The 26,874-nt window shown below is 72.4% G+C and carries 23 protein-coding genes; 6 read left to right on the forward strand and 17 right to left on the reverse strand.

What is annotated here, in order from left to right:
* Positions 1–145 precede the first annotated feature (145 nt).
* The 4 genes from ACWCSU_RS42295 to ACWCSU_RS42310 all read left to right on the forward strand — a co-directional run bounded on the left by ACWCSU_RS42295 (position 146) and on the right by ACWCSU_RS42310 (position 4,890).
* Positions 146–1,807, forward strand: coding sequence for an endo-1,4-beta-xylanase (locus ACWCSU_RS42295; RefSeq protein ID WP_449942214.1), 1,662 nt, complete (start codon positions 146–148; stop codon positions 1,805–1,807).
* Positions 1,808–1,966: 159 nt separating this feature from the next.
* Positions 1,967–2,536: a dienelactone hydrolase family protein gene (locus tag ACWCSU_RS42300; protein ID WP_357703341.1), complete on the forward strand. Its 570-nt coding sequence runs from the start codon at positions 1,967–1,969 to the stop codon at positions 2,534–2,536.
* A gap of 228 nt (positions 2,537–2,764) precedes the next feature.
* Entirely contained in the window at positions 2,765–3,814 is a 1,050-nt protein-coding gene (locus ACWCSU_RS42305; protein WP_357703343.1) for a TOMM precursor leader peptide-binding protein, read from the forward strand.
* Positions 3,811–4,890 (forward strand): hypothetical protein, encoded by a 1,080-nt coding sequence (locus ACWCSU_RS42310; protein ID WP_357703345.1) that lies wholly within the window; start codon positions 3,811–3,813, stop codon positions 4,888–4,890. Before ACWCSU_RS42305 ends, ACWCSU_RS42310 begins: the two co-directional genes overlap by 4 nt.
* A 54-nt stretch (positions 4,891–4,944) precedes the next feature.
* Here the strand turns inward: ACWCSU_RS42310 and ACWCSU_RS42315 are convergent, their stop codons facing one another.
* The 12 genes from ACWCSU_RS42315 to ACWCSU_RS42370 all read right to left on the reverse strand — a co-directional run bounded on the left by ACWCSU_RS42315 (position 4,945) and on the right by ACWCSU_RS42370 (position 19,134).
* Complete coding sequence (locus tag ACWCSU_RS42315) at positions 4,945–8,052, reverse strand: helicase HerA domain-containing protein (protein ID WP_449942215.1); 3,108 nt, start codon at positions 8,050–8,052, stop codon at positions 4,945–4,947.
* Positions 8,049–8,684: a hypothetical protein gene (locus ACWCSU_RS42320; protein ID WP_449942216.1), complete on the reverse strand. Its 636-nt coding sequence runs from the start codon at positions 8,682–8,684 to the stop codon at positions 8,049–8,051. The genes ACWCSU_RS42315 and ACWCSU_RS42320 overlap by 4 nt, the downstream gene beginning before the upstream one ends.
* Before the next feature lie 3 nt (positions 8,685–8,687).
* Positions 8,688–9,743, reverse strand: coding sequence for a DUF559 domain-containing protein (locus ACWCSU_RS42325; RefSeq protein ID WP_449942217.1), 1,056 nt, complete (start codon positions 9,741–9,743; stop codon positions 8,688–8,690).
* Positions 9,744–9,798: 55 nt separating this feature from the next.
* The gene (locus tag ACWCSU_RS42330; protein WP_449942218.1) at positions 9,799–10,473 is read right to left on the reverse strand and encodes a sensor domain-containing protein; all 675 of its coding nucleotides are present in this window, start codon (positions 10,471–10,473) and stop codon (positions 9,799–9,801) included.
* A gap of 92 nt (positions 10,474–10,565) precedes the next feature.
* On the reverse strand, positions 10,566–11,000 hold the full coding sequence (locus ACWCSU_RS42335) for a winged helix-turn-helix transcriptional regulator (protein ID WP_364097351.1): 435 nt from the start codon (positions 10,998–11,000) through the stop codon (positions 10,566–10,568).
* Positions 11,001–11,040: 40 nt separating this feature from the next.
* On the reverse strand, positions 11,041–12,639 hold the full coding sequence (locus ACWCSU_RS42340) for an ABC transporter ATP-binding protein (protein WP_449942219.1): 1,599 nt from the start codon (positions 12,637–12,639) through the stop codon (positions 11,041–11,043).
* Positions 12,636–13,727 (reverse strand): serine hydrolase domain-containing protein, encoded by a 1,092-nt coding sequence (locus ACWCSU_RS42345; RefSeq protein WP_449942220.1) that lies wholly within the window; start codon positions 13,725–13,727, stop codon positions 12,636–12,638. The genes ACWCSU_RS42340 and ACWCSU_RS42345 overlap by 4 nt, the downstream gene beginning before the upstream one ends.
* The gene (locus ACWCSU_RS42350) at positions 13,724–14,902 is read right to left on the reverse strand and encodes an anhydro-N-acetylmuramic acid kinase (RefSeq protein ID WP_449942221.1); all 1,179 of its coding nucleotides are present in this window, start codon (positions 14,900–14,902) and stop codon (positions 13,724–13,726) included. Before ACWCSU_RS42350 ends, ACWCSU_RS42345 begins: the two co-directional genes overlap by 4 nt.
* Positions 14,899–15,798 (reverse strand): N-acetylmuramic acid 6-phosphate etherase, encoded by a 900-nt coding sequence (gene murQ / locus ACWCSU_RS42355; RefSeq protein ID WP_449942222.1) that lies wholly within the window; start codon positions 15,796–15,798, stop codon positions 14,899–14,901. Before murQ ends, ACWCSU_RS42350 begins: the two co-directional genes overlap by 4 nt.
* Complete coding sequence (locus ACWCSU_RS42360; RefSeq protein WP_357703364.1) at positions 15,795–16,622, reverse strand: ABC transporter permease; 828 nt, start codon at positions 16,620–16,622, stop codon at positions 15,795–15,797. The genes murQ and ACWCSU_RS42360 overlap by 4 nt, the downstream gene beginning before the upstream one ends.
* The gene (locus ACWCSU_RS42365) at positions 16,619–17,587 is read right to left on the reverse strand and encodes an ABC transporter permease (protein WP_364097336.1); all 969 of its coding nucleotides are present in this window, start codon (positions 17,585–17,587) and stop codon (positions 16,619–16,621) included. Before ACWCSU_RS42365 ends, ACWCSU_RS42360 begins: the two co-directional genes overlap by 4 nt.
* Positions 17,587–19,134: an ABC transporter substrate-binding protein gene (locus tag ACWCSU_RS42370; protein WP_449942224.1), complete on the reverse strand. Its 1,548-nt coding sequence runs from the start codon at positions 19,132–19,134 to the stop codon at positions 17,587–17,589. Before ACWCSU_RS42370 ends, ACWCSU_RS42365 begins: the two co-directional genes overlap by 1 nt.
* Positions 19,135–19,218: 84 nt before the next feature.
* Between ACWCSU_RS42370 and ACWCSU_RS42375 the strand changes: the two genes are divergently transcribed.
* Both ACWCSU_RS42375 and ACWCSU_RS42380 read left to right on the forward strand, forming a co-directional pair.
* Positions 19,219–20,103, forward strand: coding sequence for a MurR/RpiR family transcriptional regulator (locus tag ACWCSU_RS42375; RefSeq protein WP_357703370.1), 885 nt, complete (start codon positions 19,219–19,221; stop codon positions 20,101–20,103).
* Between the two features lie 135 nt (positions 20,104–20,238).
* Positions 20,239–20,757, forward strand: coding sequence for a peptidoglycan recognition protein family protein (locus ACWCSU_RS42380; protein WP_364097330.1), 519 nt, complete (start codon positions 20,239–20,241; stop codon positions 20,755–20,757).
* Here the strand turns inward: ACWCSU_RS42380 and ACWCSU_RS42385 are convergent.
* The 5 genes from ACWCSU_RS42385 to ACWCSU_RS42405 form a co-directional block, all read right to left on the reverse strand.
* The gene (locus tag ACWCSU_RS42385; RefSeq protein WP_357703374.1) at positions 20,754–21,290 is read right to left on the reverse strand and encodes an NUDIX hydrolase family protein; all 537 of its coding nucleotides are present in this window, start codon (positions 21,288–21,290) and stop codon (positions 20,754–20,756) included. The two genes, ACWCSU_RS42380 and ACWCSU_RS42385, sit on opposite strands and share 4 nt — an antisense overlap.
* A 208-nt stretch (positions 21,291–21,498) precedes the next feature.
* The gene (gene nrfD, locus ACWCSU_RS42390; RefSeq protein ID WP_357703376.1) at positions 21,499–22,503 is read right to left on the reverse strand and encodes an NrfD/PsrC family molybdoenzyme membrane anchor subunit; all 1,005 of its coding nucleotides are present in this window, start codon (positions 22,501–22,503) and stop codon (positions 21,499–21,501) included.
* Positions 22,500–23,279: a 4Fe-4S dicluster domain-containing protein gene (locus tag ACWCSU_RS42395; RefSeq protein WP_357703428.1), complete on the reverse strand. Its 780-nt coding sequence runs from the start codon at positions 23,277–23,279 to the stop codon at positions 22,500–22,502. Before ACWCSU_RS42395 ends, nrfD begins: the two co-directional genes overlap by 4 nt.
* A 63-nt stretch (positions 23,280–23,342) precedes the next feature.
* On the reverse strand, positions 23,343–26,570 hold the full coding sequence (gene fdh, locus ACWCSU_RS42400; protein ID WP_357703430.1) for a formate dehydrogenase: 3,228 nt from the start codon (positions 26,568–26,570) through the stop codon (positions 23,343–23,345).
* Positions 26,571–26,575: 5 nt separating this feature from the next.
* Complete coding sequence (locus ACWCSU_RS42405) at positions 26,576–26,866, reverse strand: hypothetical protein (protein ID WP_449942225.1); 291 nt, start codon at positions 26,864–26,866, stop codon at positions 26,576–26,578.
* Between the last annotated feature and the right edge of the window lie 8 nt (positions 26,867–26,874).

Consider the following 26,874-nt stretch of genomic DNA (forward strand, 5'->3'; position numbering starts at 1 on the left):
CGGCGATATTTTCAGCCTCCGAGCTGCCGGTTTGGCAGCGGTTGGCGACTGCCATTGACCGTCCTCGCGCATGTCAATACCGTCTGCGATGCGATCCGCCGAGGATCGAAAGTTTTCGCAATCGAGTGCCTGCCTCCGGAGGTAGATGCCCGTGCTCTCGTCCCTGTTCGTCAGAGTCCTCGCCCTGCTGGGGATTCTCGCAGCGTTTCTCCTCCCCGCCACGTCGGCCGACGCCTCGGCGCCCCTGCGGACGCACGCGGCCGCCAAGGGCAAGTTCATCGGCACGGCGCTCGCCACCGGTCCGCTGGCCGGTGAGACCTCCTACAAGAACATCGCGGCGACCGAGTTCAGCCAGGTCACCCCCGAGAACGCGATGAAGTGGGACGCCACCGAGCCCAGCCAGGGCCAGTTCAACTACTCCGGCGCGGACGCGATCGTCGCCTTCGCCGCCCAGAACGACCAGCAGGTGCACGGCCACACCCTCGTGTGGCACAACCAGACGCCGGGCTGGGTGCAGGGCCTGAGCGCGACCGCGATGCGCGCGGCCATGCAGAACCACATCTCCAACGTGGTCGGCCACTTCGCCGACAACCCGGCCGTGGTCTCCTGGGACGTCGTCAACGAGGTCTTCGACGACAACGGCAACCTGCGCACGTCGTTCTGGTACAACACGCTCGGCTCGGGCTACATCGCCGACGCCTTCCGCGCCGCCCGCGCCGCCGACCCCGACGCCAAGCTGTGCATCAACGACTACAACACCGAGGGGATCAACGCCAAGAGCACGGCGATCTACAACCTGGTCTCCTCGCTGCGCCAGCAGGGCGTCCCCGTCGACTGCGTCGGCTTCCAGTCCCACCTGGCCATCCAGTACGGCTTCCCCGGCGACTTCCAGCAGAACCTGCAGCGCTTCGCCGCCCTCGGCGTCCAGGTGCGGATCACCGAGCTGGACGTGCGCATGCAGACCCCCAGGGACGCCACCAAGGACGCCACCCAGGCCACCTACTACCGCAACGTCGTCAACGCCTGCCTGGCCGTGACCGCCTGCCAGGGCGTGACGATCTGGGGCTTCACCGACAAGTACTCCTGGGTGCCCGACACCTTCCCCGGCCAGGGCGCGGCGCTGATCTACAACGAGAGCTACCAGCAGAAGCCGTCGTACACCGCCGTGCACGACGCGCTGGCGGGCGGCACCACGACCGACACCACCCCGCCCACCACGCCGGGCGCCCCGGCGGCGGGCAACGTCACCGCGAACGCGGCCACCCTCACCTGGACCGCCTCCACCGACAGCGGCGGCAGCGGCCTGGCCGGCTACAACGTCTACCGCGAGCAGGGCAGCACCGACACCCAGCTCGGCCAGTCCACCGGCAACAGCATCAACCTGACCGGCCTGACCGCCGGCACCCAGTACCAGGTCTACGTGCGGGCTCGCGACGGCGCGGGCAACCTGTCCGGCGACTCCCCGACGGTCACCTTCACCACCCTCACCGGGGGCGGCACGGGCGGCTGCACCGCCGCCGGCACCGTGCAGACCCAGTGGAACGGCGGGTACGTCATCCAGCCCGTGACCGTCACCAACACCGGCACCTCGGCGATCAACGGCTGGACGGTCACCTTCACCCTGCCCGCCGGGCACACCGTGACCGGCTCCTGGAACGCCGCGCTCACCGTCAGCGGGCAGAACGTCACCGCCAGGAACGCCGGGTACAACGGCACGCTCGCGCCCGGCGCGAACACCAGTTTCGGGTTCCAGGTCGCCAGGCCGGGCGGCGACAACGCGACGCCGTCCGGCTACACCTGCGCCTGACCCCGCGAGCCCCCCGGGCGGACATGGCCACCGCCCGGGGTCCCGCCCTCCGCCCGGGGAACATCGGCCGGAGGCCGTGCGGCGCGGGCGCCGGGAGCGACGGGAGCGTGGCCGAACGGGCCCCTTGGTGGGGCCTTCGCGCGGTGGTACACAGTGCACATGGCAGAGATCATCCTGTTGCACTCCGCACAGGGCCTGCGACCGGGGGTACTGGGAGCCGCGGAGGCGCTTCGCGAGGGCGGGCACGTCGTGCGCACGCCCGACTACTACGACGGCGAGATCTTCGACGACCTCGAATCCGGGCTGCGCAAGCGGGACGCGGTCGGCTTCGGCGAGCTCGAACGCCGCTGGCGGGAGATCGCCGGGCAGGCGCGCGGGCCGGTCGTGTTCGCCGGGTTCTCGCTGGGAGGGTACGCGGCCCAGCTCCTGGCCGCCACGCACCCCCTGGCCCGGGGGCTGCTGCTCTACCACGGCTGCGCGGCCGTGCCCGAGGTGTGCGGGGAGGGATGGCCGGTCTCGGTGCCGGTGCAGCTCCACTACGCGGAGGGCGACCCGTGGGTGGACGCCGACGACGTCGGCAATCTTCGTACGGAGCTGGGGCCGATATTCGAGTGCTTCATTTATCCGGGAAATGTGCACTTGTTCGCCGATCCCGATCTTCCCGGATACTCGGCGGAGTCGGCCGCGCTTATGTGGAAACGATCACGCGACTTTATTGCACGGATATAAGACGGTTTCCCGGATATTTCGTACTTGGGTCTATCAAAAGGGGCGATCTTTACTTTATGATCGCAGCGGCCCATCAAGATCGACGGAAGGACCGCTCATGACGATCGAGATCAAGAAGGTCGAAGAAGTCGAGACCACCGGAAACAGCAACAGCTGCTGACCGTTTCGGGCCTCCCGCGACGCGGCCCAACCCCGCGGGAGGCCCTCACTCGTCCGGGAGCCGCCTTCATGCCCAGGATTCAGGTGAATCCGGTCTTCCCCCTGTTCATCGACGACGTCCGCGGACGCGTACGGCTCGGCGACTTCCCCCCGACCGGCCAGATCCTCGACCCCGCGCCGCCGCCCCTGCGCCGCCTGCTGCGCCTGTGCGCCGAGGCCCCCGTCGAGCAGTCCGACCTGTACGCCCTCCTCGACGAGCTCACCCCCGCCGAGATCGACTCGGCCGTCGAGCAGCTGCGCGCGGCCCGCTTCCTGGTCACCGACGACGAACTCGGCACGCTGGCCGCAGACGCGAGATTATCCAGGTTCGCCCTGTTCATGGCCATGTTCCACCCGGCCGACCGGGCCGTGGCCGCACTCGGCGACCTCGCCGGCCGGCACGTGGCGGTGCTCGGCGCCGGTGCGATCGGCGGCCAGGTCGCCCTCCACCTCGCCACCTCGGGCGTCGGCCGCCTGACCCTCCTGGACGACGACCGCGTCGAGATCGGCAACCTGCACCGCCAGCACCTCTACACCGTCCGCGACGTCGGCGAGCCCAAGACGGCCGCGGCCGCCCGCAGGCTGCGTGAGCACTGCCCGGACCTCCGCGTCACCCGCGTCGAACGGCGCATCACCGGCCCCGCCGACGTGGTCACCGACGCCGACCTCGTGGTCAACACCGTCGACACCCCGCAGCCGCACATCCGCCGCTGGGTCAACGAGGCGTGCGTGCGGGCCGGCACGCCGTTCCTCACCGGCGGGTTCAACCAGCACGTCGGCCTGCTCGGCCCGCTGGTCGTGCCCGGCAAGACCGGCTGCCTGGCCTGCCAGGAGGCCGCCCTGGCCGAGCGGTACGGCTCGACCGTCCTGCCCGTCAACGACAACCCCGGACGGGCCATCCCGTCGTTCGGGCCGTTGTGCGGGATCGTGTCGGGCATGCTCGCCGCCGAGGTGATCCGCTTCCTGACCGGCACCGGCGCCCCGGCCGTCGAGGGCCGCAGCCTCTGGCTGGACCTGCTGACGCTGACCACCACGGCCTACGAGTTCGCCCGCCTGGACGGCTGCGAGGTGTGCGGGTGAAGACCGAGCCGCTGACCGACCTGTCGTTCCTCAGCGTGGTGGCCGACGGCCCGGACGACTACGTGATCGGCAACGGCGAGACGTTCGTCAACGTGCCGGGCGTGGCGGCGGCCGTCGTCGAGGCGCTCGACGGCACCAGGACGGCCGCCGAGGCCCGCGCCCTGGTCCTGACCGAACACGGCCTGGACGTGGACGTGGCCGAGTTCGTGACCGGGCTCGGCGCGGCCGGGCTGCTCGGCCGGCCCCGGCGCCCGCCCAACCTGTGGGACCGCATCCGCCCCGGCCACGTGGCCTGGCTGTTCTCCCGCCCCGCGCACGCCGTGCTGGCCGCGCTGACGCTGTGCGCCCTGGCCGCGGCGGTCGCCAGGCCCGGCGTGCTGCCGTCCTTCTCCTCGCTGGTCTGGTCGGACAGCCTCACCTTCACCGTCGCCTTCGCGGCGGGCTCGTGGCTGCTCGTCCTGGTCCACGAGCTGGGCCACATCGCCGCCGCCCGGTCGCTGGGCGTGCGGGCCGAGTTGTCGCTCGGCACCCGCCTGCAGTTCCTCGTCGTGCAGACCAGGATCACCGGCATCTGGGGCGTGCCCAGGCGCGCCCGCTACCGCGCCCACCTGGCGGGCATGCGGGTGGACTGGTTCCTCGTCTGCGCCGGGACCTGCCTCCTGTACGTCGCCGACGTGCCGGTGGTGCGGCTCGTCGTGGTCATCTGCCTGTCGCAGATCGCCTGGCAGTTCCTGTTCTTCATGCGCACCGACGTCTACTACGCCATCGCGAACGCCGGCGGCAACAAGAACCTCATGGCCGACGCCCAGGCGTACCTGCGGGCGCGCCGCACCCGTACGGCGCCGCGCGGCGTACGGGTCTACGCCTGGTTCCTCGTCGTGGGGCGGGTGCTCGGGCTGGCCTTCTTCGCGCTCTACACGATCCCGGTGACGGTCGCCGTGTGCCGCCGGGCCGTCGAGGAGCTGCCGGGCTGGCAGCCGGTCGCCGCCCTGGCCGTGATCGGCGCCGGCTGGGTGCTCTACCTGGCCGTACTGGCCCACCGCCTCCTCACCTCGACCCGCCGCCCGGCCGTCTGAGCCGACCGATGGGGACCGCGGCGGTCCCGGCCGGCGCGGCCGGGACCGTGACGATCAGGTGCGGCCGCGGCTTCTGGCGACGACCTCCTCCGTGGTGAGCGGCGCCTTCGGGTGGTGCGTCAGGCACATCGGCACGCGCGCCTTGGCGAACCCGCCGCCCTCGCCGGCCACGTAGAACTCGCCCGAGCCCAGCCGGGAGATGTCCGGCACGTCGCCGCCGCCCTTGAACTGGGCCATCTCCCTGGCCGCGCTGATCTGGATCGGGGCGTTCAGCAGGCCGAAGAACTGGGTGGCGCAGTTGCCGGGGATCTGGTTGTGCAGCCCCTTGGGCGCCTGCGTGGCGAAGACGAGGCCCAGACCGTACTTGCGGGCCTGGGAGGCGAGCATCACCGTGCTGCGGGTGGAGACCGACGCGCCGCCCACCGCGGGAGCGAACGTCTGGGCCTCGTCCATGACGAACAGCGCGCCCAGCGGACGGTCCTGGGCGGGATGCCGCTTGAACCAGACGAACAGCTCCATCTCCAGCCGGCTGACGAAGCTCTGCCGCTGCTCCAGGCTCGGCAGCCCGGCCAGGCTGATCACCGAGACGCGGGCCCGCCTGCCCGGTGGCGGTGTCACCAGCAAGCCGGGGTCGACCGGCTCGCCGGCCCCGCCGAACAGCGGGTCGTTGTCCATGGCCGCGGTCAGCGACTGGGACAGGTCGGCCGCGACGCGCCGGGCGCTGGACAGCTCGCTGACGCCGTCCGGCAGGTCGGCCAGGTACGCCGCCAGGCCCCTCAGGCTGGTCGCGCCGCCGCCTCCGTAGGCGGCCAGGGCCCGCCTGAGCACGGCCTGCCCGCGCAGCGCCTTGTCGGTGTTGGCGTCCAGCCTGACCCGCGGCACGATGAACGCGACCGCCGCCTCGACCGCCTCGGCGAACTCGTCCGGATCGCCGGCCAGGCTCGCCAGGTCGGGCAGCGGCTGGAAGCTCAGCGGCCGTCCGCCCGTGCGTCCCGGCGTCCAGACGGTCACGTCGGTGGCCGCCAGGTACTCCTCGGCGCGGCGCGCGTCCCCCTCCTCCCACGTGCGCGGCGGCTCGGGCCACGGCTCGTCCAGCCTGGCCAGGTCGTTGTTCGGGTCCAGCACGATGGAGGAGACACCTCGCAGCGCGCACTCCTCGACCAGCCGCCTGATCAGCACGGTCTTGCCCGATCCGGAACCGGCGAAGATCGCCGTGTGCTTGCGCAGCGCCTCCAGCGCGATCCGCACCGGCGCGCCGTCCGAGATCCGCCGGCCGATCGTCAGGGACTGGTCCTGGTCGCCGCCCTGGCGCCTCGCCTTCACAGGCATCTCAGGGGTCGGTACGGCGGGAACGCTCCACACGTCCGACAGAGCCTCGGTGAGGAAGCCGATCCCGGACGTCGGCCGCCGCGCGGCGAGCCAGGCGGCCAGGTCCGGCGGGTTCGCCGAGACCAGGTCCCGGAGGGCGGCCAGGACCAGCAGGTCCTGCCGGCTCATCCGCAGCGTCCGCCCGCCCGCCCGCTCGAACGCCGCGATCGCCTCCCGCGTGGCCGGTCCTTGCGACCAGGGGGTGTCGCGCAGCAGGAACAGCCGCCGCTTGGGCACCTCCGCGTCCAGCCCGGCCGCCACGCACGCCTTGCGGACGCGGTTCAGCGCCGCGTTCCCGTGCGTCGCGCTGACCGCGCGGAAGGCCCAGTGGACCTCGTCCTCCCTGCTCTCGTCGAGCGTGCGGCGCAGGCGGGCGTGCAGCGGAGGCTTGGCGCTCGGCGGCGGGTCCACGCTGAAGGCCCGGCCGGCCTCCCCCTGCTCGGCGATCCACGCGTGCAGGCCGGCGGCCAGCAGCGCCGGCATCACGGTGTCCTCGCCGCCCTGGTCGATCACCGGAGCCTGCGCGGTCTCCAGCAGTTCGGCGAAGCGGGCGTCGAGCGCGCCGAGGTCGGCCATCGGCGAGCGCGTGGCGGGCGGCCGGGGACGCGGCGCCGGCACCGTCGCGAACCCGGTCAACTCCCTGACCTCGCCGTCCAGCAGGCAGGCCTGGACATGCCGGTCGATCCGGATGAGCAGCTCCCGCGGGGTGAACCCGGGCGCCTGCTCGAACGCCTCCGGCCGGACCGGCCAGGTCGGGTACGGCGGCTTGACGCCCGCCTCGCCGTACTGCACCTCGAAGCGCGTGGCGACCAGGGTGCGGGCGGTGGCCGCGTCGGGGATGGTCATGAGCTGGACCGCCTCGCGGAAGCGGTCGCGCACGGTGTCGACCGCCACCCGTACGACGAGCGCCCACGTGGCGGGGATGCACGTCACGACCGTCAGGGTCCGGCGGGTGACCTCGCGCAACGCCATCAGCCCGCCCGCGATGCGCTCGATCATGAGCTGCTCGGCCGGGTCGTGCTCGGCGCCGCCCTCGGTCGTGGCCCGCGACTGGGCGACGAGCGGGTCGATCTGGTCCACGGCGACGATCGTCGGGCCGGTGAGGGCCATCAGACGCGAGAGGTCCCTGACGATCTCCTGCGGCGTCCGGTCGAGCCCGCGGATGCCCCACCGGGCCCGCTCGCCCGGCTCGCCCTCCGGCGCCGACGACAGGTACGCCTCGCCCAGGTCCTGCAGGCCCGGATCCTCGCCCGCAAGCAGGACCAGAGCGCGCGCGGCGTCCTGGCTGTCGCGGCCGACCTGGCCCCCGACGCGACGGAACGCGGTGACGAAGGCGTCCAGCTCGTCCCTGGTGAGGCCGCGCTTGCCGGTGATCGAGCGGCGTGCCATGCGGGAGAGCCCCGCCATGATGGCCAGGCGGTCCAGGAGCACGGTGAGCTGCGTCTGCCCGTCCTGGCGGGGCCGGGAGAGGCTGTCCAGGAGGGAGACCACGACGCTCTCCCAGAAGCCCTTGGCGTCCAGCAGGCCGACCAGGACGAAGTAGCCGCCCTCGCGCTGGGCGCGTTCGCGCAGCCAGCCGAGCAGGTGGGTCTTGCCGGTGCCGCGCTGGCCCTGCACGACGACGCCGATGGGACTGGCCTCAGGCCGGTGGGCGGCCTCGGCCAGGCCGTCGAGGAGGACCTTCGTCGACGCGCCGTGCAGGCCCTCGACGTGGAAGGGGGAGCGGCGCCAGACGTCGTCGGCGCCCTCGGTGTAGTTGAACGTCAGCGCGGCCAGATCCGCGACGCCGCTCACAGCTCGCCGATCCACAGCAGATGCTTGTCCTGCCCGCCTATGATCACCGCCGCTTCGCGGTCCTCGGGCGTGAGCGTCTTCTGGTTCGACTCCGGGACGAGGTTCACGTCAGGGAGTCGTTCCATCAGGACGAGTGCCTCGTCCACCGCCGCCTTCGGCATGCCGGTCAGCAGCCGCCGGAGCCGCGTCAGGCTCACCCACGCACCCGGCTGGGCGGCCAGTTCGGCGTACGCGGCGCGGATGCGGGACTCCGGACCGGCGGCGGGCGCGTCCGGCTCGGGCTGGAAGATCTCCGACAGCCGCTGGTCGGTCCGCCGCATGAACCGGGGGAGCCATTCGAGCAGGGCCCGCGCGACGGCCCCCGACGAGCCGGTCTGGGGCGGGATCGTCCCGGTCTGCAGATCCTCGGCGAGCCTCGCCCATCCGGAGTCGGTCAGCACGTGCACGAAGGCGCGCCCGCGCGTGGGCCGCCGGCTCTCGACTAACTTCAGGTCGTTGAGCCTCAGCCGCCTCTGACCGTCGATGGTCAGCTTGTAGTGCTCCTTGAGCTCGCTGTTGGAGACCTCGCGGGCTTCGACGGCCAGCACCAGCAGGGCAGTGAACTCGGGCAGCGACAGCCCTTTGTCTGGCATATCTCATCCTTCCGCTCTGCGGCGGTTCCGCAGAAACTGGCCGATCTGACGGACCACGGTGTCCATGTCAGTCAATACTTGACCATCGGAGAAGCGCAGCACGGCGTAACCATCGAGTTGCAGCAGCACGTCCCGCTGCCGGTCCGCGGCGAACTTGGCCGGAGCCCGATGGTCGGGACCGTCGATCTCCACGACGCAGCGTTCCCGCTCCCAGAGCAGGTCCACCCGGATCGGGACGGCCAGCGGGCCCGGCCGGTACGTCTGGTTCCAGGCCCGCCCCCCGGCCCACGCCCGCGAGGACAAGGCGGCCTCCAGCGCCCGCTCGCTCGCGCTGCCCGGATGCGGCCTGCCCGCCACCGGCGGGTACGCGACGGCGGGCGCCTGATCGGCCGTCGCGGGAACCGGGACGGCGTTCCCGCCGCCGTCGAAGGTCGCGGGAACCGGGACGGTTTCCCCTGCGCCGTCGAAGGCCGCGGGGAGCGGGACGGGGACCGTCCGCACGCGGTCGTCGTCCAGGGGCGCGCCCGCCAGCCAGACGCCGGCCCTGCCCCGGTGCGCCAGCCATTCGCACCCGGCGACCAGCACTTCCCGTGCCGCCGTGCCGAGCCCGTCCGGAACCCGTACCAGGATCGCCAGCCTGGCCCGGCCGAAGCTGTCGGCCAGCACCCTGACCAGCCCCGCCGCCCGGACCTCCGGCGCCAGCCCGCTGGGACCTCCCGTCAGCGCCCGCCGGGCCAGCTCGGCGAGGAACGGCCCGAAGTGGCCGGTGACCGAGGCCCTGCCCCGGGCCAGCGCCTGGACCGCGGCCACGTTCATCCCGGACGGGCCCTCGATGCCCTCGGCGCCCGGCAACCAGGCCGGGAACAGCGCGATGGCCGCCTTGTCCAGCTCACGCAGGACAGAGGCGGCCAGGTCGGCCACGGAACGTTCCTCGGCGGCGAAGTAGGTGACGACCGCCGGAGCGTCGTCCGGCAGGGGATCGAGGGCCAGTGCCACGGCGTCGGGGTCGGCGTCCAGCCGTACCACCCGGCCGATCGGCAGCTCTGCCCACGACGGCACGGCTCCCTGCCCTCACAAGATCGGAAACTTCGGCACTTGGGAGGGTAGCCCGTCCCTATCGGGCTGTCACCCAGGCCGCGGACGCGGTCTCCAGGGACGGGCTCCCCAGGGAAGGGACGTGGGCGCGGGTCAGGAGGGCCTGGGAGACGCTCGCCTTCACCAGGGCGGCCGAGCGCAGCACCGGGACCAGCGTGAGCGCGAACAGCAGGCCGACCGCCGTGTTGAACACCACGAACGGCACGGTCCCGGTGCCGAGGCCGAGCAGCGCGGGCAGGCCGCCGTCCACGCCGGGGATCGCGGCGATCGCCCAGCCGTAGACCGGGAAGGTCAGCCCGAGCACGGCGCCCGCCCACCACACCGCGCTCACGACGGCGGCGGCCAGCGAGACCGGGAAGGTGATGATCGCGTGCAGCAGGTCCAGCGCCGCCTGGCCGGAGGCCAGCGGGTTCATCATGCGGCGGAACAGACCCGCCCCCGCGGGGGTCTGCGCGTAGCGGGGGCGGGAGACCGGGTGGCCGAGCACGCCGGGCAGCGCGGCGCGCTCCAGGTCGGCGAAGTGGCGGGCCGAGGCGGCGGTGGCGGCCAGGACGGGGAGCCCCACGAACGCGACCGCCGCGCCGAGCCCGGCCGAGACGCCGGCCACGGCGAGGGTGAAGGAGGCGGTGGCCATGGGCAGGCCGAGCAGGACGTAGCGGGTGTCGGCGGCGACGCGGTGCCGGAGGGATGTCATGGCCATGACGCTACGGATCCGGCGCCCGCCGATCGATCCTGGCTGCGGGCCGGTACGCGGTAGGGTCAGCCCTACCGCGCGCCGGAGAGCGGCTACCGCGGCTGGTCCACCCGGATCACGGTCAGCTCCTGCGGGCGCACCGGCTCCCGGCAGCTCGCGCACACCGTGAGCGGCTCCAGGGGCTCGCCGCACGAGTGCCGCCACACGGTGGGCGGCTCGCCTTCGGTGACGTACCGGTCGCCCCAGTCCATCAGGGCGAGCAGGACCGTGTGCAGGGCCTGGCCCGCATCGGTGAGGACGTACTCGTGGCGCGGCGGGTGCCGCTCGTACGGCACCCGCTCCAGCAGGCCCACCTCGACCAGTTTGCGCAGCCGGGCGGTGAGGATGTCGCGGCTGGCGCCGGTGTTGCGGGCGATCTGGTCGAAGCGGCGCACCCCGAGCATGATCTCGCGCATCGCCAGCAGGCTCCACCGCTCGCCCACGACGGCCAGCGCGTTGGCGATCGAGCACTGTCTCGGGCGGGACAAGGCCCCTCCGCTCAGCTAGGTCCGGATTTCCAACTTACCATCAGGCGGCCTGACCCGGGATGGCGGCGAGCAGCTCGCGGGTGTAGTCGGCCCGCGGCGAGTCGAAGATCTCGGCCGCCGTGCCGCTCTCCACGATCCGGCCCGCCTGCATCACGTGCACCCGGTGCGAGATCATCCGTACGACGGCCAGGTCGTGGCTGATGAACAGGTAGCTGAGCCCGAGGTCGCGCTGGAGGTCGGCGAGCAGCTCCAGGATCTGGGCCTGGACCAGCACGTCCAGCGCGGAGACGGCCTCGTCGAGCACGACCAGCTCGGGGGAGAGCGCCAGCGCCCGCGCGATGGCCACCCGCTGCCGCTGGCCGCCGGACAACTCGTGCGGCAGCCGCTCGGCCACCGACGCCGGCAGCGACACCTTCTCCAGCAGCTCGGCGACGGTCTTCGCGCGCTCGGCCGGGGTGCCCACGCGGTGCACGCGCAGCGGCTCGGCGATCGACTTCTCCACGGTGTACCGGGGGTCGAGCGAGGCGTACGGGTTCTGGAAGACCGGCTGCACCCGGCGGCGGAAGGCGAACAGCTCCCGGCGGCCGAGCGAGGTCAGGTCGGTGCCGTCGAACAGGATCCGGCCGGAGGTGATGCCGTCCAGGCCGAGCAGCAGGTTCGCGGTGGTCGACTTGCCCGAGCCCGACTCGCCCACCACCGAGACGGTACGGCCGCGCGGGATCGTGAAGGAGACCCCGTCCACCGCCGTGAACTCGCCGGAACCGCCTCTGAGCGGGAACACCTTGCGCAGGTCCTCCACCACGACCAGGTCCTCGGCCGCCTCCCGCGGGCCGGGCTCGGCCACCCGCACCGACGACAGGCTCGGCACGGCCTTCAGCAGCCGCCGGGTGTACTCGTGCCGCGGGTCGGCCAGCAGCTCGGCCGCCGGGCCGGTCTCCACGATCTCGCCCTTGTACATGACGGCCACCACGTCGGCCCGCTCGGCGGCCAGCGCCAGGTCGTGCGTGATGAGGAAGACGGCCGTGCCCATCTCGGCGGTGAGCTGCCCGAGCTGGTCGAGGATGCGGCGCTGGACGGTCACGTCCAGGGCGGAGGTCGGCTCGTCGGCGATGAGCAGCTTCGGCCGGCAGGCCAGGCCCATGGCGATGAGCGCCCGCTGCCGCATGCCGCCGGAGAACTCGTGCGGGTACTGCCCGGCCCGCCGCTCCGGATCGGGGATGCCGACCATGTCCAGCAGCTCGGTCACGCGGGCGCGCGCGGCCCTGCCCGCGGCCAGGCCGTGCACCTCCAGCGCCTCGCCGATCTGGTCGCCGATGCGCATGAGCGGGTTGAGGTTGGACATCGGGTCCTGGGGCACCAGGCCGATGCCCGCGCCCCGGACGGCGGTCATCTCGCGCTCGCTCACCCCGGCCAGGTCGCGGCCGTCGAACAGCACCTGGCCGGTCGTGATGCGCCCGCCCGCGGGCAGCAGCCGGTTGACCGCGGCGGCCGTGGTGGACTTGCCCGAGCCCGACTCGCCGACCACGGCCACGGTCTGCCCCGGCAGGATCTCCATCGAGACGTTCCTGACGACGGTGACGTCCTGCTTGCGGGTGCGGAAGGCGACGGAGAGGTCGCGGATCTCCAGGAGCGGGGTCATGCGGTCCTCGATCGGTGGGTGATGGCCTGCAGCAGGCCGGTCCAGAGGGCGTCGGTGGGCGTCGGCACGCCGGGCGTCAGCAGGCGGTTGCTCGCCAGCGCGATCGCGACGTCCCGGCCGGGGACGAACCCGACGACGCAGCCGACGTAGCCGGGGTGGCCGAGCACGGTGACGGTCTCGTCGCGCAGGACGAGCTCGTAGGTGCGGAAGCCGAGCGCCTGGCCGGGGTCGGGGCCGGGGCGGAAGAACTCGCGGGCCACCTCGGGCCGCCACAACCGGTCGTGCTCCTCGTAGCGGGACAGCGCGCCGGCGTAGCGCAGCAGGTCGGGGACGGTGGAGAACAGCCCGGCGTGGCCCGACACCCCGCCGAAGGCGTGGTAGGCGTTGCCGTCGGCGACCTGGCCGAGCACGGGCCCGCGCCGCCAGCCGGCGAAGTCCGCGGCGCGGAAGGGCACCGGGTACGGCTCGGAGGTGTCGAGCATGCGCATCTCGACCCGGTCGTCCAGGGCGCTCATGGCCACCTCGGGGCCCGCCGGCCGCGCGTACGTGGTGTCGTCCAGCCCGAGCGGGCCGGTGACCAGCTCGGCCACCGCCCGGTCCAGGGACGTGCCGGTGACGGTCTCGACCACCCGGCCGAGCAGGATGAAGCCCAGGTCGGAGTAGTGCCGTTCGCGGCCGGGCGGGTAGCGCGGGGCGGGCACCCGCGGGTCGAGGTACATCGGCCACCACTCCCACAGTCCCGCCCGGTGCAGCAGCAGGTCCCGCACGCTGACCTGTTCCGGGCAGCCCGCCGGCAGGTACGCCCCCGCCCGCTCGTCCAGGTCCACCAGCCGGTCGGAGACCAGGCGGATGAGGGCCGTCGTGGTGGCGACGACCTTCGTGACCGAGGCCAGGTCGTGGTACGTGCCGAGGGTCATGGGCGCGTCACCGGCGAGCGCGCCGCCGTCCGTGCCGTCGTCCGTGCGGCGCACGGTGCGGTGGCCGGCGCACTCGGTCAGGTCGAACCACGGCGTGCGCGCCGCCCGTACCACGCCCGCGGGCGGGGCAGGGGCAGGGGCAGGGACGGCGGCGTCGGGGGCAGGGCTCATCGGCGCAGCACCAGGGAGCGCGGGGGCGTGGGCAGCGGGGCGGGCAGGACGAGCGGGTCCGCGCCCGGCGTCAGCGTGCCCAGCACGCGGGCGGCCTTCGCGCCCGTGCCGCCGGGGACCGTGCCCGGCAGGCCGTGGGCGGTCAGCCAGCCGATGAGCGCGAAGGCGATGGCCTCCTTGTCGTCGGCCGGGGCGCCGAGCTCGTCCGACAGGGACACCCGCACGCCGGGCAGCGCGGCACGCAGGCCGTCCATGATGACCGGGTTGCGGCAGCCGCCGCCGGAGACGACGAGCACGTCCACGCCCGCCGCGGCGACGTCGGCGGCCACCGTGCGGACCGTCAGCTCGGTCAGCGTCGCCACCAGGTCGGGTCCGGACGGCTCGCGGCCCGCCTTCGCCGTCGCCGCCTCGACGTAAGCGAGGTGGAACAGCTCCTTGCCGGTGCTCTTCGGCGCGGCCAGCCGGTAGTACGGCTCGTCGAGCAGCACGGCGAGCAGGTGCTCGTCCACCTGCCCCGAGGCCGCGATCCGGCCGTCCTCGTCGAAGCCGCGCGGGTTCAGGCCCCGGCCGGCGACGACGGCGTCGATGAGGGCGTTGGCCGGGCCGATGTCGTAGGCGCTCAGGCCGCCGTCGCGCACGACGGTCATGTTGGAGATGCCGCCCAGGTTGAGCGCCGCCGCGCCGCGCTCGTGGCCGTCCCGCAGCAGGCCGCCCAGCAGCAGGTCGTCGAGCACGGAGACCAGGGGGGCGCCGTGCCCGCCCGCGGTGATGTCGCGGATGCGCACGTCCGAGAGCACGGGCGAGCCGGTGCGCTCGGCGATCCACGAGGGCTGGCCGATCTGCAGGGTGCCGCGCGCGTGCGCGCCCTCCACCCAGTGGAAGACCGTCTGGCCGTGGGAGACGATCAGGTCGGCCGGACCGGCCTGCTCGGCCGCGGCCTCGGCGGCCTCGGCGAAGCACTGGCCGATGAGCGTGTCGAGCACGCACACCTCGGCCAGCGTGACCGGGGCGGGCGGCAGCGCGGCCACCAGCCGGGCGCGCAGCTCGGCGGGGTACGGGGTGCTCGCGGTGTGCAGCACGCGGCCGGTCAGCACGTCGCCGTCCAGGGCGAAGTCGACCAGGGCCACGTCGATGCCGTCGTGCGAGGTGCCGGAGATCATGCCGAGGATCTTCATGCCGACTCCCCCAGCGCCACCCGCAGCTGCCCTTCGCTGCGTGCCAGCAGCGCCGCGGCCTCCTGCGGGCCGAGCCCGAGCCGGGCTCCGAGCACCGCCTGCTTGACGTTGAAACCGTGCTGGTCGAGCACTCGTTCCGCCTCCTCGCGGTCGACACCGGCGATCGTCCGCACGATCCTGATCGCCCGTTCCCTGAGCTTGCCGTTGCTGGCCTTGACGTCGACCATCAGGTTCCCGTACGTCTTGCCGAGCCGGACCATGACGATGGTCGAGAACATGTTGAGCACGAGCTTCTGCGCCGTGCCCGCCTTGAGCCGGGTCGAGCCGCTGACCACCTCGGGGCCGACCAGCACCTCGATCGCGTGCTCGGCGGCCGCGCTGAGCGGGGTGCCGGGGTTGCAGGACAGGCCCACGGTCAGCGCGCCGCGCTCGCGGGCCCGCCGCACCGCGCCCAGCACGTACGGCGTGCGCCCGCTGGAGGCGATGCCGACCACCGTGTCCAGCGGCCCGATGCCGGCCGCGTCGATCGCCGCCGCGCCGGCCTGCGCGTCGTCCTCGGCGCCCTCGCACGGGTGCACGATCGCCCGCTCGCCGCCGGCGATGACGGCGAACACCTGCTCGGGTGGGGTGCTGAAGGTGGGCGGGCACTCGGAGGCGTCCAGCACGCCGAGCCTGCCCGGCGTGCCCGCGCCCACGTAGACCAGCCGGCCGCCCGCGTGTACCAGCTCGGCGGCGGCCTCGATGGCCCCGGTGATCTGCGGCAGCGCCGCGGCGACCGCGCCGGGGACGGTGGCGTCGGCCGCGTTCATGGTCTCCGCGAGCTCGGCCACGCTCATGGTGTCGATGCCCGCGAAACGCGGGTCTGCCGATTCCGTGGTCAGATCTGAGAGGTTCACCGCTTGCCTCGGGTTCTGGGGTCGAGAGTGTCACGCAGGCCGTCGCCGAGCAGGTTCAGGCCCACCACCAGCAGGACGACGACCGCGCCCGGCGCGATCAGCGTCCAGGGGGCGATGAACACCAGGCTGCGCGCCTCGAAGATCATCGAGCCCAGCGAGGGGGCGGGCGGCGGCGTGCCCAGGCCGAGGAAGCTCAGCGACGCCTCGGTCAGCACCGCCCACGACAGCGACAGCGCCACCTGGATGACGATGATCGAGGTGATGTTGGGCAGCACGTGCCTGAGCATGATCTGCCAGCGGCTCTGGCCGGTGGAGACCGCGGCCTTGACGTACTCGATCTCCCTGAGGGAGAGCACGGGGCCGCGCGTGACACGGATGAAGATGGGGACGTACACGATCGCGATGGCGACGGCGACCGTGAACCAGTTGCGGTCCAGCACCGAGGCCAGCGAGAGCGCGAGCAGCAGCGGCGGGAACGCGAACAGCACGTTCGTCACGCCGCCGATGGCGCCGTCGGCGAAGCCGCGGTAGAAGCCGGACACCAGCCCGCCCAGCGTGCCGACCACGGTGGCGAAGGCCACCGCGACCACCGCGATGAGCGCCGAGTTGCCGACGCCGGACGCCACCCGGGAGAAGACGTCCCGGCCGAACTGGTCGGTGCCGAACAGGTGCGCCCCGGACGGCGCCAGGAACCGGTCGGGCGGATTCTGGGCGATCGGGTCGTAGGGGAGCAGCCCGGCGAACGACAGCGCCGCCACCACGGCCAGCACCAGCAGCACGATCGTGCCCGCCAGCATGGCGGGGCTCCTGCGCAACGCGGTCACGACGCCCTCACCCGCGGGTCGATGATCCGGTACAGCATGTCGGTCAGCAGGTTGACCAGCACGAACGCCAGCGCGATGACCAGGACCGTGCTCTGCACGACCGCGTACTCCTTCTGCTGGATGCCGAGCAGCACCTGCCGGCCCACGCCGGGCACGGAGAAGATCTGCTCGACCACGACCGCGCCGCCGAGCAGGTAGCCGAACTGCAGCCCGGTCATCGTCACGATCGGCACCAGCGCGTTGCCGAGCACGTGCCTGACCTGGAGCCGGCGCGGCGGCACGCCCTTGGCGCGGGCGGTGCGCACGAAGTCCTCCGAGCGCACCTCCAGCACCGCGGTACGGGTGGTGCGCAGGATCGGCGCGGCGATGCCGAAGCCGAGAACGAGCGCGGGCAGGAACATCTGCTGGAGGTTGAGCAGCGGATCCTCGGCGAGCGTGGCGAAGCCCTGGCCGTTGGGGTTGAACCCGAACGACGCCGCGAAGATCGACAGCAGCGTCGTGGCCAGCAGGAACGCCGGGACCGACAGCCCCGCCAGGCTCACGACCTGGCCGAAGGCGTCACGCGGCGAGTTCGTCCTGGACGCCGACAACATGCCGAGCGGCACGCCCAGCAGCAGCGCCAGCACGATCGAGAACACCGCCAGCTCGAACGTCACCGGCAGCGAGTGCAACGTCATCTCCAGCACGCCCTGCTGCGAGCGGGCCGAGTAGCCGAAGTTGCCGGTGAGCATGTTGCCCAGCCAGGAGAAGAACTGCGTGACCGGCGACTGGTCCAGCCCGTAGTACTGCTCCAGGGCTACGCGCTGCGCCGGGGTGAGCGCGGCCGCCTCCGTGCCGAGCCCCGCGGTGATCTGGTCGCCGGGGATCGCCCGGAGCATGACGAAGACGAACACGGCCACCCCGAACAGGGTGCCGATCGTCGAGGCCACGCGCCGGACGGCCCGGTTGGCGAGGATCCGGCGCATCAGGCGACGGACGTCGTACGCAGGTACTGCAGCGACCCGCTGACCATCGGCACGAACCCGGACACGTTGGAGGTGGTCCCGGTGTAGGTGTAGCTGGTGAACAGCCAGATCCAGGGCGCGTTGGCCTCCAGCTCGGCCGAGACCTTCTCGTAGATCGCCTTGCGGGCGGCCGGGTCGGTCGTGGCCTTGCCCTCGGCGAACAGCTTGTCCAGCTCCGGCGAGCTGTACCCGGCGACCTTGTTCAGGTTGCCCTTGCTGGTGAAGTAGCGGGCGTAGGAGCCGTCGGGGTCGGGACGCCCGCCGTTCAGCGCGACGGCCGCGTCGAAGTCGGCCGCCACCCAGCGGTCCACGAACGCGCCGGACTCCAGCACCTCCAGGTCCAGGGTGATCTTCGCTTCGGCGAGCTGCGCCTTGAGGTTCTGGGCCTCGTTGACGGAGGTGGCGTACTCGCCCTGGGAGACGATGGTCTTGACCGTCACGCCGCCGGACTTGCCCGCCTTGCCGAGGTACTCGGCGGCCTTGGCCAGGTCGCGGCTCGGGCAGGGGCGCTGGGCCGGGTCGGACTTGAAGGCCGGGGCGGTGATCGGCCCGGTCACCTCGCCCTCGCCGAGCGCGGCGGTGTCGAGCACCTGCTTGCGGTCGATCGCGCACTGGATCGCCAGGCGCACGTTGACGTCCTTGAGGTCGCCGTGCTGCGCGTTGAGCTGGAGGGCGTGGTAGCTGAGCTGCGGCGTCTTGGTGACGGTGATCGTGCCGCCGCCCTGCGCGGTCTGGGCGACCAGCGGGTCGTTGAAGACCGCGAGCTGCACGTTGCCCGACTGCATGGCCGAGACGATGGACGACTCGTCGGGGATCACGCGGAACTCGACGCTGCCCACCTTGGGCTTCTCGGCGCCCCAGTACTTGTCGTTCCTGGCCAGCGTCAGCGACTGGCTCGGGACGCGCTTGCCCAGCGTGAACGGGCCGGTGCCGTTGGGGGTGGCGTTGAGCTTCTCCTCGGTGTCGTCGGAGGAGAGCATCGCCATGTTGACGGTTGCCAGGTTCGCCGGGAGCGCGGCGTCGGGGCCGGTCAGTTCCAGCACCACCGTGCTCTCGTCGGGGGCCTCGACGGACTTCACCGACGCCAGCGACGCCCGCGCCACGGCGGCCGTCTTCTCGTCCATGATCTTCTCCAGGGACGCCTTGACGTCCTTGGAGTCGAACGCGCTGCCGTCGCCGAACGTCACGCCCTTGCGCAGGGTGAGGGTCAGCTTCTTGCCGTCCTCGGACGTCTGCCACGACTCGGCCAGGCCCGGCACGACGTTCAGGTCCTTGTCGAACTCGGTGAGGGTGCCGTAGATGTTCTGCAACACGTTCACGGCGGTGAACTGGGTGGCCTTCCAGGGGAAGAGCGTGTCGGGGTCGGAGGTCACGCCGACGACCAGGGCGCCGCCGGACTTGCCCGTTGCGCCGGTGCTGGTCGCGGGCCCGGAAGATGATGAACAGGAGGTCAGGGCGATGGACAGCACTGCGGCGGCGCCGATCGCGGAGAGCGCGCCACGGGGCATGTGGTCTCCTCAAGAGCAGTAGGTCATAAAATTACGCAGACCCTACCACTGGTGTACTAAATTTCCTCAAGGGGTGGATGACGAATGGTCGAGGACGACGGAAGCCTGCTGATCCGTATCCGGGCCGCCATGCCGGCGTTACGGCCGTCGGAGCGGCGCATCGCCGAGACGTTCACCGGCGATCCGGCCGCCGCCGCGAACCTGTCCATCGCCGAGCTGGCCGCCCGCTGCGCCACCTCGACCACCTCGGTCGTGCGCTTCTACCAGCGCATGGGGTACGCGCACTTCAAGGACTTCCGGATCGACCTGACCAGGGCCGCCGCCCGGGAGGAGCTGACCAGGTCGAGCCTGCCGGAGGTGTCGGGCGACATCGACCGTCACGACAGCCTGGAGGGCATCGTCTCCAAGGTCGCCACCAACGAGACGCTGTCGATCGCCGACACGGCCCGCTCCCTCGACATGGACGCTCTGGCCAGGGCGGTGTCGCTGCTGCTGGCCGCGCGCCGGATCGACACCTTCGGCGTGGGCGCGAGCGCGCTGGTCGGCCTGGACCTGCAGCAGAAGCTCTCACGTATCGGGCGTACCGCGATCAACTGGCACGACGCCCACTCGGCCTGGACGTCGGCGGCCACGCTCGACGCCACCTGCGTGACCGTCGCGGTCTCGCACACCGGCGCGACCGTGGACACGGTCGAGTTCCTGTCCATCGCCCGCCGGTCGGGCGCGGCCACGGTGGCGATCACCAACTTCCGCGACTCGCCGCTGGCCGCCGCCGCCGACGTGACGCTGACGACCGCCGCCCGCGAGACGCAGTTCCGCTCGGGCGCCCTGGGCAGCCGCATCGCCCAGCTCATGGTCGTCGACTGCCTGTTCACCGGCGTCGCCGCGGCCAGCTACGACGAGTCGATGGCGGCCCTGCGCAACACCTACGCGGTCGTCCACGAGCGCACGGTGTACAAGCGGGGCTGAACCGGCGCAGGGCGGCCTGACCAGCACGGAAGGCTTTCTTTGACGGCACGTGAATCTAGTGACAAAAAGTGATGACACAACTACTTTAAGTTGACATTCTGGTGGCGAGGCATCGTCTACCAGGAAAGACACCACATGCAACTGATCACCCGTGCCGACTGGCACGCGAAGAAGCCCAGCACCAGCTACACCCGGCTGGCCTCCACCAAAGGCGTCAAGATCCACTACACCGGCGGGAAGGTGCCCTCCGACCTGCCGGACGCCGACAACCACGACACATGCGTCGACCTGGTGAGGGACATCCAGCGCATGCACATGTCCGGCGGGCGCGGCGAGACCTACATCGACCTCGGCTACAACATGGTGTGCTGCCCGCACCGGCGCACCTTCATGGGCCGTGGCCCGCACGTCCTGCCCGCCGCCAACGGCCCGGGGCTCAACTCCGGCCACTACGCCGTGCTCGCCCTGGTCGGCAACACCGGGTTCACCGAACCGAACGACGACCTGCTCAACGCGCTCGTCGACGCCATCGAGTACCTGCGCGAGCACGGCGACGCGGGCAACGAGGTCAAGGGCCACCGGGACGGCTACGACACCGACTGCCCCGGCGACCCCCTCTACCACTGGGTGCGAGGAGGCGCCGAACGCCCTTAGACCAGGCGGCTCACGTGGGCCAGAGCCTGCTTGAGCAGCACTCCCTGGCCGCCGGTCATCTCCTGCTGCACGGCCGGCGAGGCCGCCTCCTCGGGGGTGAACCAGACCAGGTCCAGGGCGTCCTGCCGGGGCCGGCAGTCACCGGCCACGGGCACGATGTAGGCCAGGGACACCGCGTGCTGGCGCGGATCGTGGTACGGCGTGACGCCCGGCGTCGGGAAGTACTCCGCGACGGTGAAGGGCTGCGGGGAGACGGGGATGCGGGGAAGGGCCACGGGCCCGAGGTCCTTCTCCAGGTGACGCAGCAGCGCGTCGCGGACGCGCTCGTGGAGCAGCACCCGCCCCGACACCAGCGCCCGGCTGACCGTCCCGTCCGCCGCGATCCGCAGCAGCAGGCCCACCCGGGTCACCACGCCGGTCTCGTCCACCCGCACCGGCACGGCGTCGATGTAGAGGATCGGCAACTGGCCGCGCACCGATTCGAGCTCTTCGGGGGCCAGCCATCCAGGCGCGGTTTCGGTCTTTTCGGTCATCTGCCGATCGTATGCCCCGCGCCGCCGCTGACAGCGTAAGCCCCACCGACCGATCCGCGCACGGATCCGGCCAGACCCGGCCGGATCCGGCCGGGCCCGCCCGCACGGGCTCAGGCGCGCCTGGCCGGCCTGCTCCTGCCCGCGATCCAGGACGCCGTGCAGACGACCAGCACGATGCCCATGAACGGCAGGTACTCGGCGACTCTTCTCATGTGAGATCACGCTCCGCTCTCGACTTGGCGAGCCGCTGTCGTTGCGGCTCGACGGTGTACCGGGGGTCGCGCGCCGAGGCCGTCCCGGCGTGGAAGACGCCGAACCGGGTGCACACCGACCCGGCCAGCAGGGCAGCCCCGGCGGCCATCGCCGCGACCCTGCTGCGGCGGCCGAGGCCCTGCCCGAGCAGCGCGCCCGCGACCGACAGCGCCTGACCCGCCTTGAGCAGCCGGCTGCGCCGCAGCGGCTCGGCGGTCAGGCCCATCCGGCGTTCCATGCGGACGGCCGCCGCGCACTCCAGAGCCGCGCCCAGCAGCGCCACCCGCCGGGCCGGGGCCGCCTGCGCGAGCGGCGCGGCCAGCATGCCGAGCCCGCCCGCCGACGCCGCGGCCGAGCCCGCGAACAGGAACGGCATCTCCCTGAACCCGTCGTGCCAGGCCGGGACCGCCGTGTCGCAGATCAGCGCGGCGGTGTAGGTCGCCAGCGCCGGCCCGGCCAGCCCCGCGCCCACCGTGGCCGCCCGGCCCAGCCGGGGGAACCGCCCGGTCAGCTCGGTGGCCGCGGCGAGCCCGGCCTGCGGCCCGTACGCGCTCAGGATCCAGGTGCCGACGCTCATCGGCGAGGTCACCTTGAACACCCGCAACATGTTGAGGAAGCGCGACGGCTTGCCCAGGTCGTGGATCAGCGCGTACAGCGAGCCGCCGACCGCGCCCACGGCGGCGACCTTGGCGGCGCGGGCCAGCGCCGGACGTCCGGTCAGCTCGGCGGCGGCCGCCAGCGTGGAGGAGGCCCCGGCCAGGCCGCCGAGGAACAGGTAGCCGGCGATGTCGTGGTCGCTCCAGGGCGTGCCGTTCAGGACCGGCAGGCCGTAGTAGGACTCGGCCTCCGGCTCGGGCGGACGCAGGGAACGCCCGCCGCGGCCCGCCGAGCCGGGCGTGGCCTCGCGCTCGGTGCGCAGGCCGGGCGCGTCGTCCAGGCGCACGTCGGTCTGGTTGCTCATCTGCCCCTCCTCCAGGCCGCCACGGCCATCCCGGCCAGCAGCACCAGCGCCGCCGCGCCGGCGTGCCGCCACATCGACGGCAGATCCGCGGTGGTCACCACCGGGTCCGGCGGCAGGCCGTACACCTGCGGCTCGTCCAGCAGCAGGAAGAAGGCGCCGGTGCCGCCCACACCGTCGGCGGGGTCGTGGCCGTACAGGCGGGCCGAGGACGCGCCCGCCGCGCGCACCTGCTCCAGGCGGCGGTCGGCGCGTTCACGCAGCTCGTCCAGCTCGCCGAACTGGATGGAGTCCGTCGGGCACGTCTTGGCACAGGCCGGCTCCTGGCCGACCTCCAGCCGGTCGTAGCACATCGTGCACTTGGCGGCCGTGCCGCTCGTCTCGCGCCGGCCGATCACCCCGAACGGGCAGGCGGGCACGCAGTAGCCGCAGCCGTTGCAGACGTCCTCCTGGACGACGACCGTGCCGTACTCGGTGCGGAACAGCGACCCGGTCGGGCAGACGTCGAGGCAGGCCGCGTGCGTGCAGTGCTTGCACACGTCGGAGGCCATCAGCCAGCGGAAGTCCATGTCACGGGCGCCGGTCTCCTGGTGGCCGAGCGGCTTGCGCTGCTCGACGAACGCGACGTGCCGCCAGGTGTCGGCGCCGAGCCCGACGGAGTTGTCGTAGGACATGCCGGTGAAGAGCAGGCCGTCCTCGGGCACCGCGTTCCACTCCTTGCAGGCCACCTCGCACGCCTTGCACCCGATGCAGATGCTGGTGTCGGTGAAGAAGCCCATGCGCTTGGGCGGGTCGTCGTATCCGGCGTCGAGCGGCGCCCGGTCGAGGTCGAAGGCCACGGCTCACACCTCCGTTCCGGTGTCCTCGGTCACGCCCGCCCGCCGCCGGTAGGCCAGCACCAGCTCCGGCAGGGCCGGGCCGCGTGGCCTGCGTCCCGGGCGGATGTCGGCCGACAGGGCCTTGACCTCCTGGATGTGGGAATTGGGGTCGAGCGAGATCGAGACCAGCTCGTTGGCCGCGTCGCCCCTGGCCAGACCGTTGGGGCCGAAGTGGAACGGCAGCCCGATCTGGTGGATGACCTTGCCGTTCAGGTGCAGCGGCGCGATCCGGTCGGTGACCAGCACGCGCGCCTCGATGGCGCCGCGCGCGGTGATGACCGTGGCCCACTCGCCGTGCACGAGCCCGCGCTCGGCGGCCAGCTCGGGCGAGACCTCGCAGAACATCTCCGGCTGCAGCTCGGCCAGGTACGGCGTGTGCCGGCTCATGCCGCCCGCCGTGAAGTGCTCGGTCAGCCGGTACGTGGTCACCACGTACGGGTAGACCGACGCGCCCGGCTCCTCCCCGCTCGGCTGGTAACGGTTGTCCTCGTGCCGGTAGAGCTTGCGGGCCGGGTTGCGCTGCCGCCCGTAGAGCGGGTTGGCGACCGGCGAGTCCTGGGGCTCGAAGTGGCTGGGCAGCGGGCCGTCCACCACGCCCGAGGGGGCGAACAGCCAGCCCTTGCCGTCGGCCTGCATGATGAACGGGTCGATGCCCGACAAGGCCGCCGGGCCCTGCGCCCCCGGCTCGGGCCGGTAGGACGGCGGTTTGCCCTCCTCGAAGTCCGGCACGTCGAGCCCGGTCCAGCGGCCGGCCTCCTCGTCCCACCAGACGAGCTTCTTGCGCTCGCTCCACGGACGGCCGTCGGGTGCGGCCGAGGCCCGGTTGTAGAGCACCCGCCGGTTGGCCGGCCACGCCCACGCCCACCCGGCGGCGACCCAGTCCTGCTCGGCGGCCGGTTGACGCAGGGCGGCCCGGTTGACGCCGCCGGCGTACACGCCGCAGTAGATCCAGCAGCCGCACACCGTCGAGCCGTCGTCCTTCAGCTGGGTGTAGGCGTCGAGCGGGCGGCCCTCGGCGTCCCAGCCGTTGATCTCGGCGAGCACCGCCTCGGCGACCGGCTCGGCCGTCTCGCCCTCGACCGGGTAGTCCCAGGTCAGGTCGAGCAGGGGACGGTCCATCGGGTCGGCGGAACCGGCCAGCTTGCGCCGGATGATGCGCCCGAGGTGGTACATGAACCACAGGTCGCTGCGCGCGTCGCCGTCCGGCTCGACGGCCCGGTGGTGCCACTGCAGCCAGCGGTTGGTGTTGGTGAAGCTGCCGCTCTTCTCGGTGTGGGCCGCGGCGGGGAAGAAGAACACCTCGGTGCCGATCTCGGAGGTGACCAGCTCGCCGGTCTCGATCTCCGGGCCGTCCTTCCACCAGGTGGCGCTCTCGATCAGGTTGAGGTCGCGCACCACAAGCCAGTCGAGCCGCGCCATGCCGAGGCGCTGCATCCGGGAGTTGGCCGAGCCCACGGCCGGGTTCTCGCCGAGCAGCAGGTAGCCCTTGCAGGTGCCGTCGAGCTGCGCCAGCACGGTGTCGTACGTGCTGTGCGAGCCCGTCAGGCGCGGCAGGTAGTCGAAGCGGAAGTCGTTGTCGCGCGTCGCGGCCGGCCCCCACCACGCCTTGAGCAGGCTCACCAGGTAGGCGGGCATGTTCGCCCAGAAGCCGCGGCAGGAGGCGTCGGCGCGCAGGAAGTCGCGCATCTTCTCGTGCTCGTGGGCGTGCGGCATCGGGATGTAGCCGGGCAGTAGGTTGAACAGCGTCGGGATGTCGCTGGAGCCCTGGATGCTGGCGTGCCCGCGCAGCGCCTGGATGCCGCCGCCGGGGCGGCCGATGTTGCCGAGCAGCAGTTGCAGGATGCTGGCCGTGCGGATGAACTGCGCGCCGTCGCTGTGCTGCGTCCAGCCCACGGCGTAGACGAACTCGGCGGTCCGCTCCGGCCCGGAGTTCTCCGTCAGGTGCCGGCAGACCTGGGCGAACAGCTCCGGCGGCACCCCGCACACCCGTTGCACCATCTCCGGCGTGTAGCGGGCGAAGTGGCGGCGCAGGACCTGCAGCACGCAGCGCGGGTGCCGCATCGTCTCGTCCCGCCGCGGCTCGCCGCTGAGCGGGACGCCGGTGCCTCCCTGCACCTCGGGGCGGCCGGCCGGCATGCTGCCCGCCGGGCGGTCGTAGTCCTCGTCCCGCTCGCCGGAGGCCGCGACGGTGTGCATGCCCTCGTACTGCCAGGTGTCGTCCTCGTAGCAGCGGTTCTCCGCGTCGAAGCCGGAGAACAGGCCGTCGAGGTCCTCGGCGTCGCGGTAGTCCTCCCGCAGGATGGTCGACGCGTTGGTGTAGTGCAGGACGTAGTCGCGGAAGAACAGCTCGTTCTCCAGCACGTGGTTGACGATCGCGCCGAGGAAGGCCACGTCCGAGCCCGCCCTGATCGGCACGTGCAGGTCGGCCAGCGCACTGGTACGGGTGAAGCGCGGATCCACGTGGATGACCACCGCGCCGCGCGCCTTGGCCTCCATCACCCACTGGAACCCGACCGGATGCGCCTCGGCGAAGTTCGACCCCTGGATCAGCACGCAGTCGGAGTGCTGGAGATCCTGCAGGAACGTCGTGGCCCCGCCGCGCCCGAACGACGTGCCCAGCCCCACCACGGTCGAGCTGTGGCACACCCGCGCCTGGTTCTCGATCTGCACCACGCCGAGCGCGGTGAGCAGCTTCTTGATGAGGTAGTTCTCCTCGTTGTCCAGCGTCGCGCCACCCAGGCTGGCGATGCCCATCGTGCGGGCCACCCGGCGGCCCTTGTTCTCCCACTCCCAGGTCGCCCGGCGGGTGGCGATGATCCGGTCGGCCACCATGTCCATGGCGGTCTCCAGGTCGATCTCCCGCCAGTCGGCGGCGCCCGGCGGGCGGTGGAGCACCTTGTTCAGCCGGCCCGAGCCAGTGGTGAGCTGGAGGCTGGAGGCGCCCTTCGGGCACAGCCGGCCCCTGCTGATGGGCGAGTCGGGATCGCCCTCGATGTGCACGACCTTCTCGTCGCTGACGTAGACGTTCTGGGCGCAGCCCACCGCGCAGTACGGGCACACCGACTTGACCACGCGGTCGGCGGCGGCCGTCCGGGCCGGGTGCTCGCCCGTGCGCGGCGACTTCACCGCCGCCGCCCGGCCGAGCCTGTCCTTGCCGGTGAGCTGCCGCAGCAGCGGCCAGGAGAACCCCATGCCGCTCACGTCCCCGCCTGGCGCATGCGCCGGTCGCTCCAGGCCCGCTCGCGCATCCAGGCGTGCACGTCGCCGCGTTCGACCGGCCCGACCTCGCGCGGGTTGACGAGCTGCTGGGTGCGGCCGGTCAGCAGGCCCGGCCGTCCCCGGCGGCGCGCCACGGCGTCGCTCCCGTCGGCCGGCACGCCCGTCGCGATCAGGTACGCCCGTCCCGCGGGCACCCCCAGCAACCTGGCGATCTCGGTGTAGTCCAGCCCCTGCGACAGCAGCCGCAGCACCCGCTCCTTGCTCGGCATCGCGTTCC

It is taken from the genome of Nonomuraea sp. NPDC001699 (genome assembly GCF_053596455.1).

Bases quoted from the DNA above. Each gene is read 5' to 3' on its own strand.
- ACWCSU_RS42295 (WP_449942214.1), top strand. From the start codon at position 146: ATGCCCGTGCTCTCGTCCCTGTTCGTCAGAGTCCTCGCCCTGCTGGGG.
- ACWCSU_RS42300 (WP_357703341.1), top strand. From the start codon at position 1,967: ATGGCAGAGATCATCCTGTTGCACTCCGCACAGGGCCTGCGACCGGGG.
- ACWCSU_RS42305 (WP_357703343.1), top strand. From the start codon at position 2,765: ATGCCCAGGATTCAGGTGAATCCGGTCTTCCCCCTGTTCATCGACGAC.
- ACWCSU_RS42320 (WP_449942216.1), bottom strand. From the start codon at position 8,684: ATGCCAGACAAAGGGCTGTCGCTGCCCGAGTTCACTGCCCTGCTGGTG.
- ACWCSU_RS42330 (WP_449942218.1), bottom strand. From the start codon at position 10,473: ATGACATCCCTCCGGCACCGCGTCGCCGCCGACACCCGCTACGTCCTG.
- ACWCSU_RS42340 (WP_449942219.1), bottom strand. From the start codon at position 12,639: ATGACCCCGCTCCTGGAGATCCGCGACCTCTCCGTCGCCTTCCGCACC.
- ACWCSU_RS42345 (WP_449942220.1), bottom strand. From the start codon at position 13,727: ATGAGCCCTGCCCCCGACGCCGCCGTCCCTGCCCCTGCCCCTGCCCCG.
- ACWCSU_RS42350 (WP_449942221.1), bottom strand. From the start codon at position 14,902: ATGAAGATCCTCGGCATGATCTCCGGCACCTCGCACGACGGCATCGAC.
- ACWCSU_RS42365 (WP_364097336.1), bottom strand. From the start codon at position 17,587: ATGCGCCGGATCCTCGCCAACCGGGCCGTCCGGCGCGTGGCCTCGACG.
- ACWCSU_RS42370 (WP_449942224.1), bottom strand. From the start codon at position 19,134: ATGCCCCGTGGCGCGCTCTCCGCGATCGGCGCCGCCGCAGTGCTGTCC.
- ACWCSU_RS42375 (WP_357703370.1), top strand. From the start codon at position 19,219: ATGGTCGAGGACGACGGAAGCCTGCTGATCCGTATCCGGGCCGCCATG.
- ACWCSU_RS42380 (WP_364097330.1), top strand. From the start codon at position 20,239: ATGCAACTGATCACCCGTGCCGACTGGCACGCGAAGAAGCCCAGCACC.
- ACWCSU_RS42385 (WP_357703374.1), bottom strand. From the start codon at position 21,290: ATGACCGAAAAGACCGAAACCGCGCCTGGATGGCTGGCCCCCGAAGAG.
- nrfD (WP_357703376.1), bottom strand. From the start codon at position 22,503: ATGAGCAACCAGACCGACGTGCGCCTGGACGACGCGCCCGGCCTGCGC.
- ACWCSU_RS42395 (WP_357703428.1), bottom strand. From the start codon at position 23,279: ATGGGCTTCTTCACCGACACCAGCATCTGCATCGGGTGCAAGGCGTGC.
- fdh (WP_357703430.1), bottom strand. From the start codon at position 26,570: ATGGGGTTCTCCTGGCCGCTGCTGCGGCAGCTCACCGGCAAGGACAGG.
- ACWCSU_RS42405 (WP_449942225.1), bottom strand. From the start codon at position 26,866: ATGCCGAGCAAGGAGCGGGTGCTGCGGCTGCTGTCGCAGGGGCTGGAC.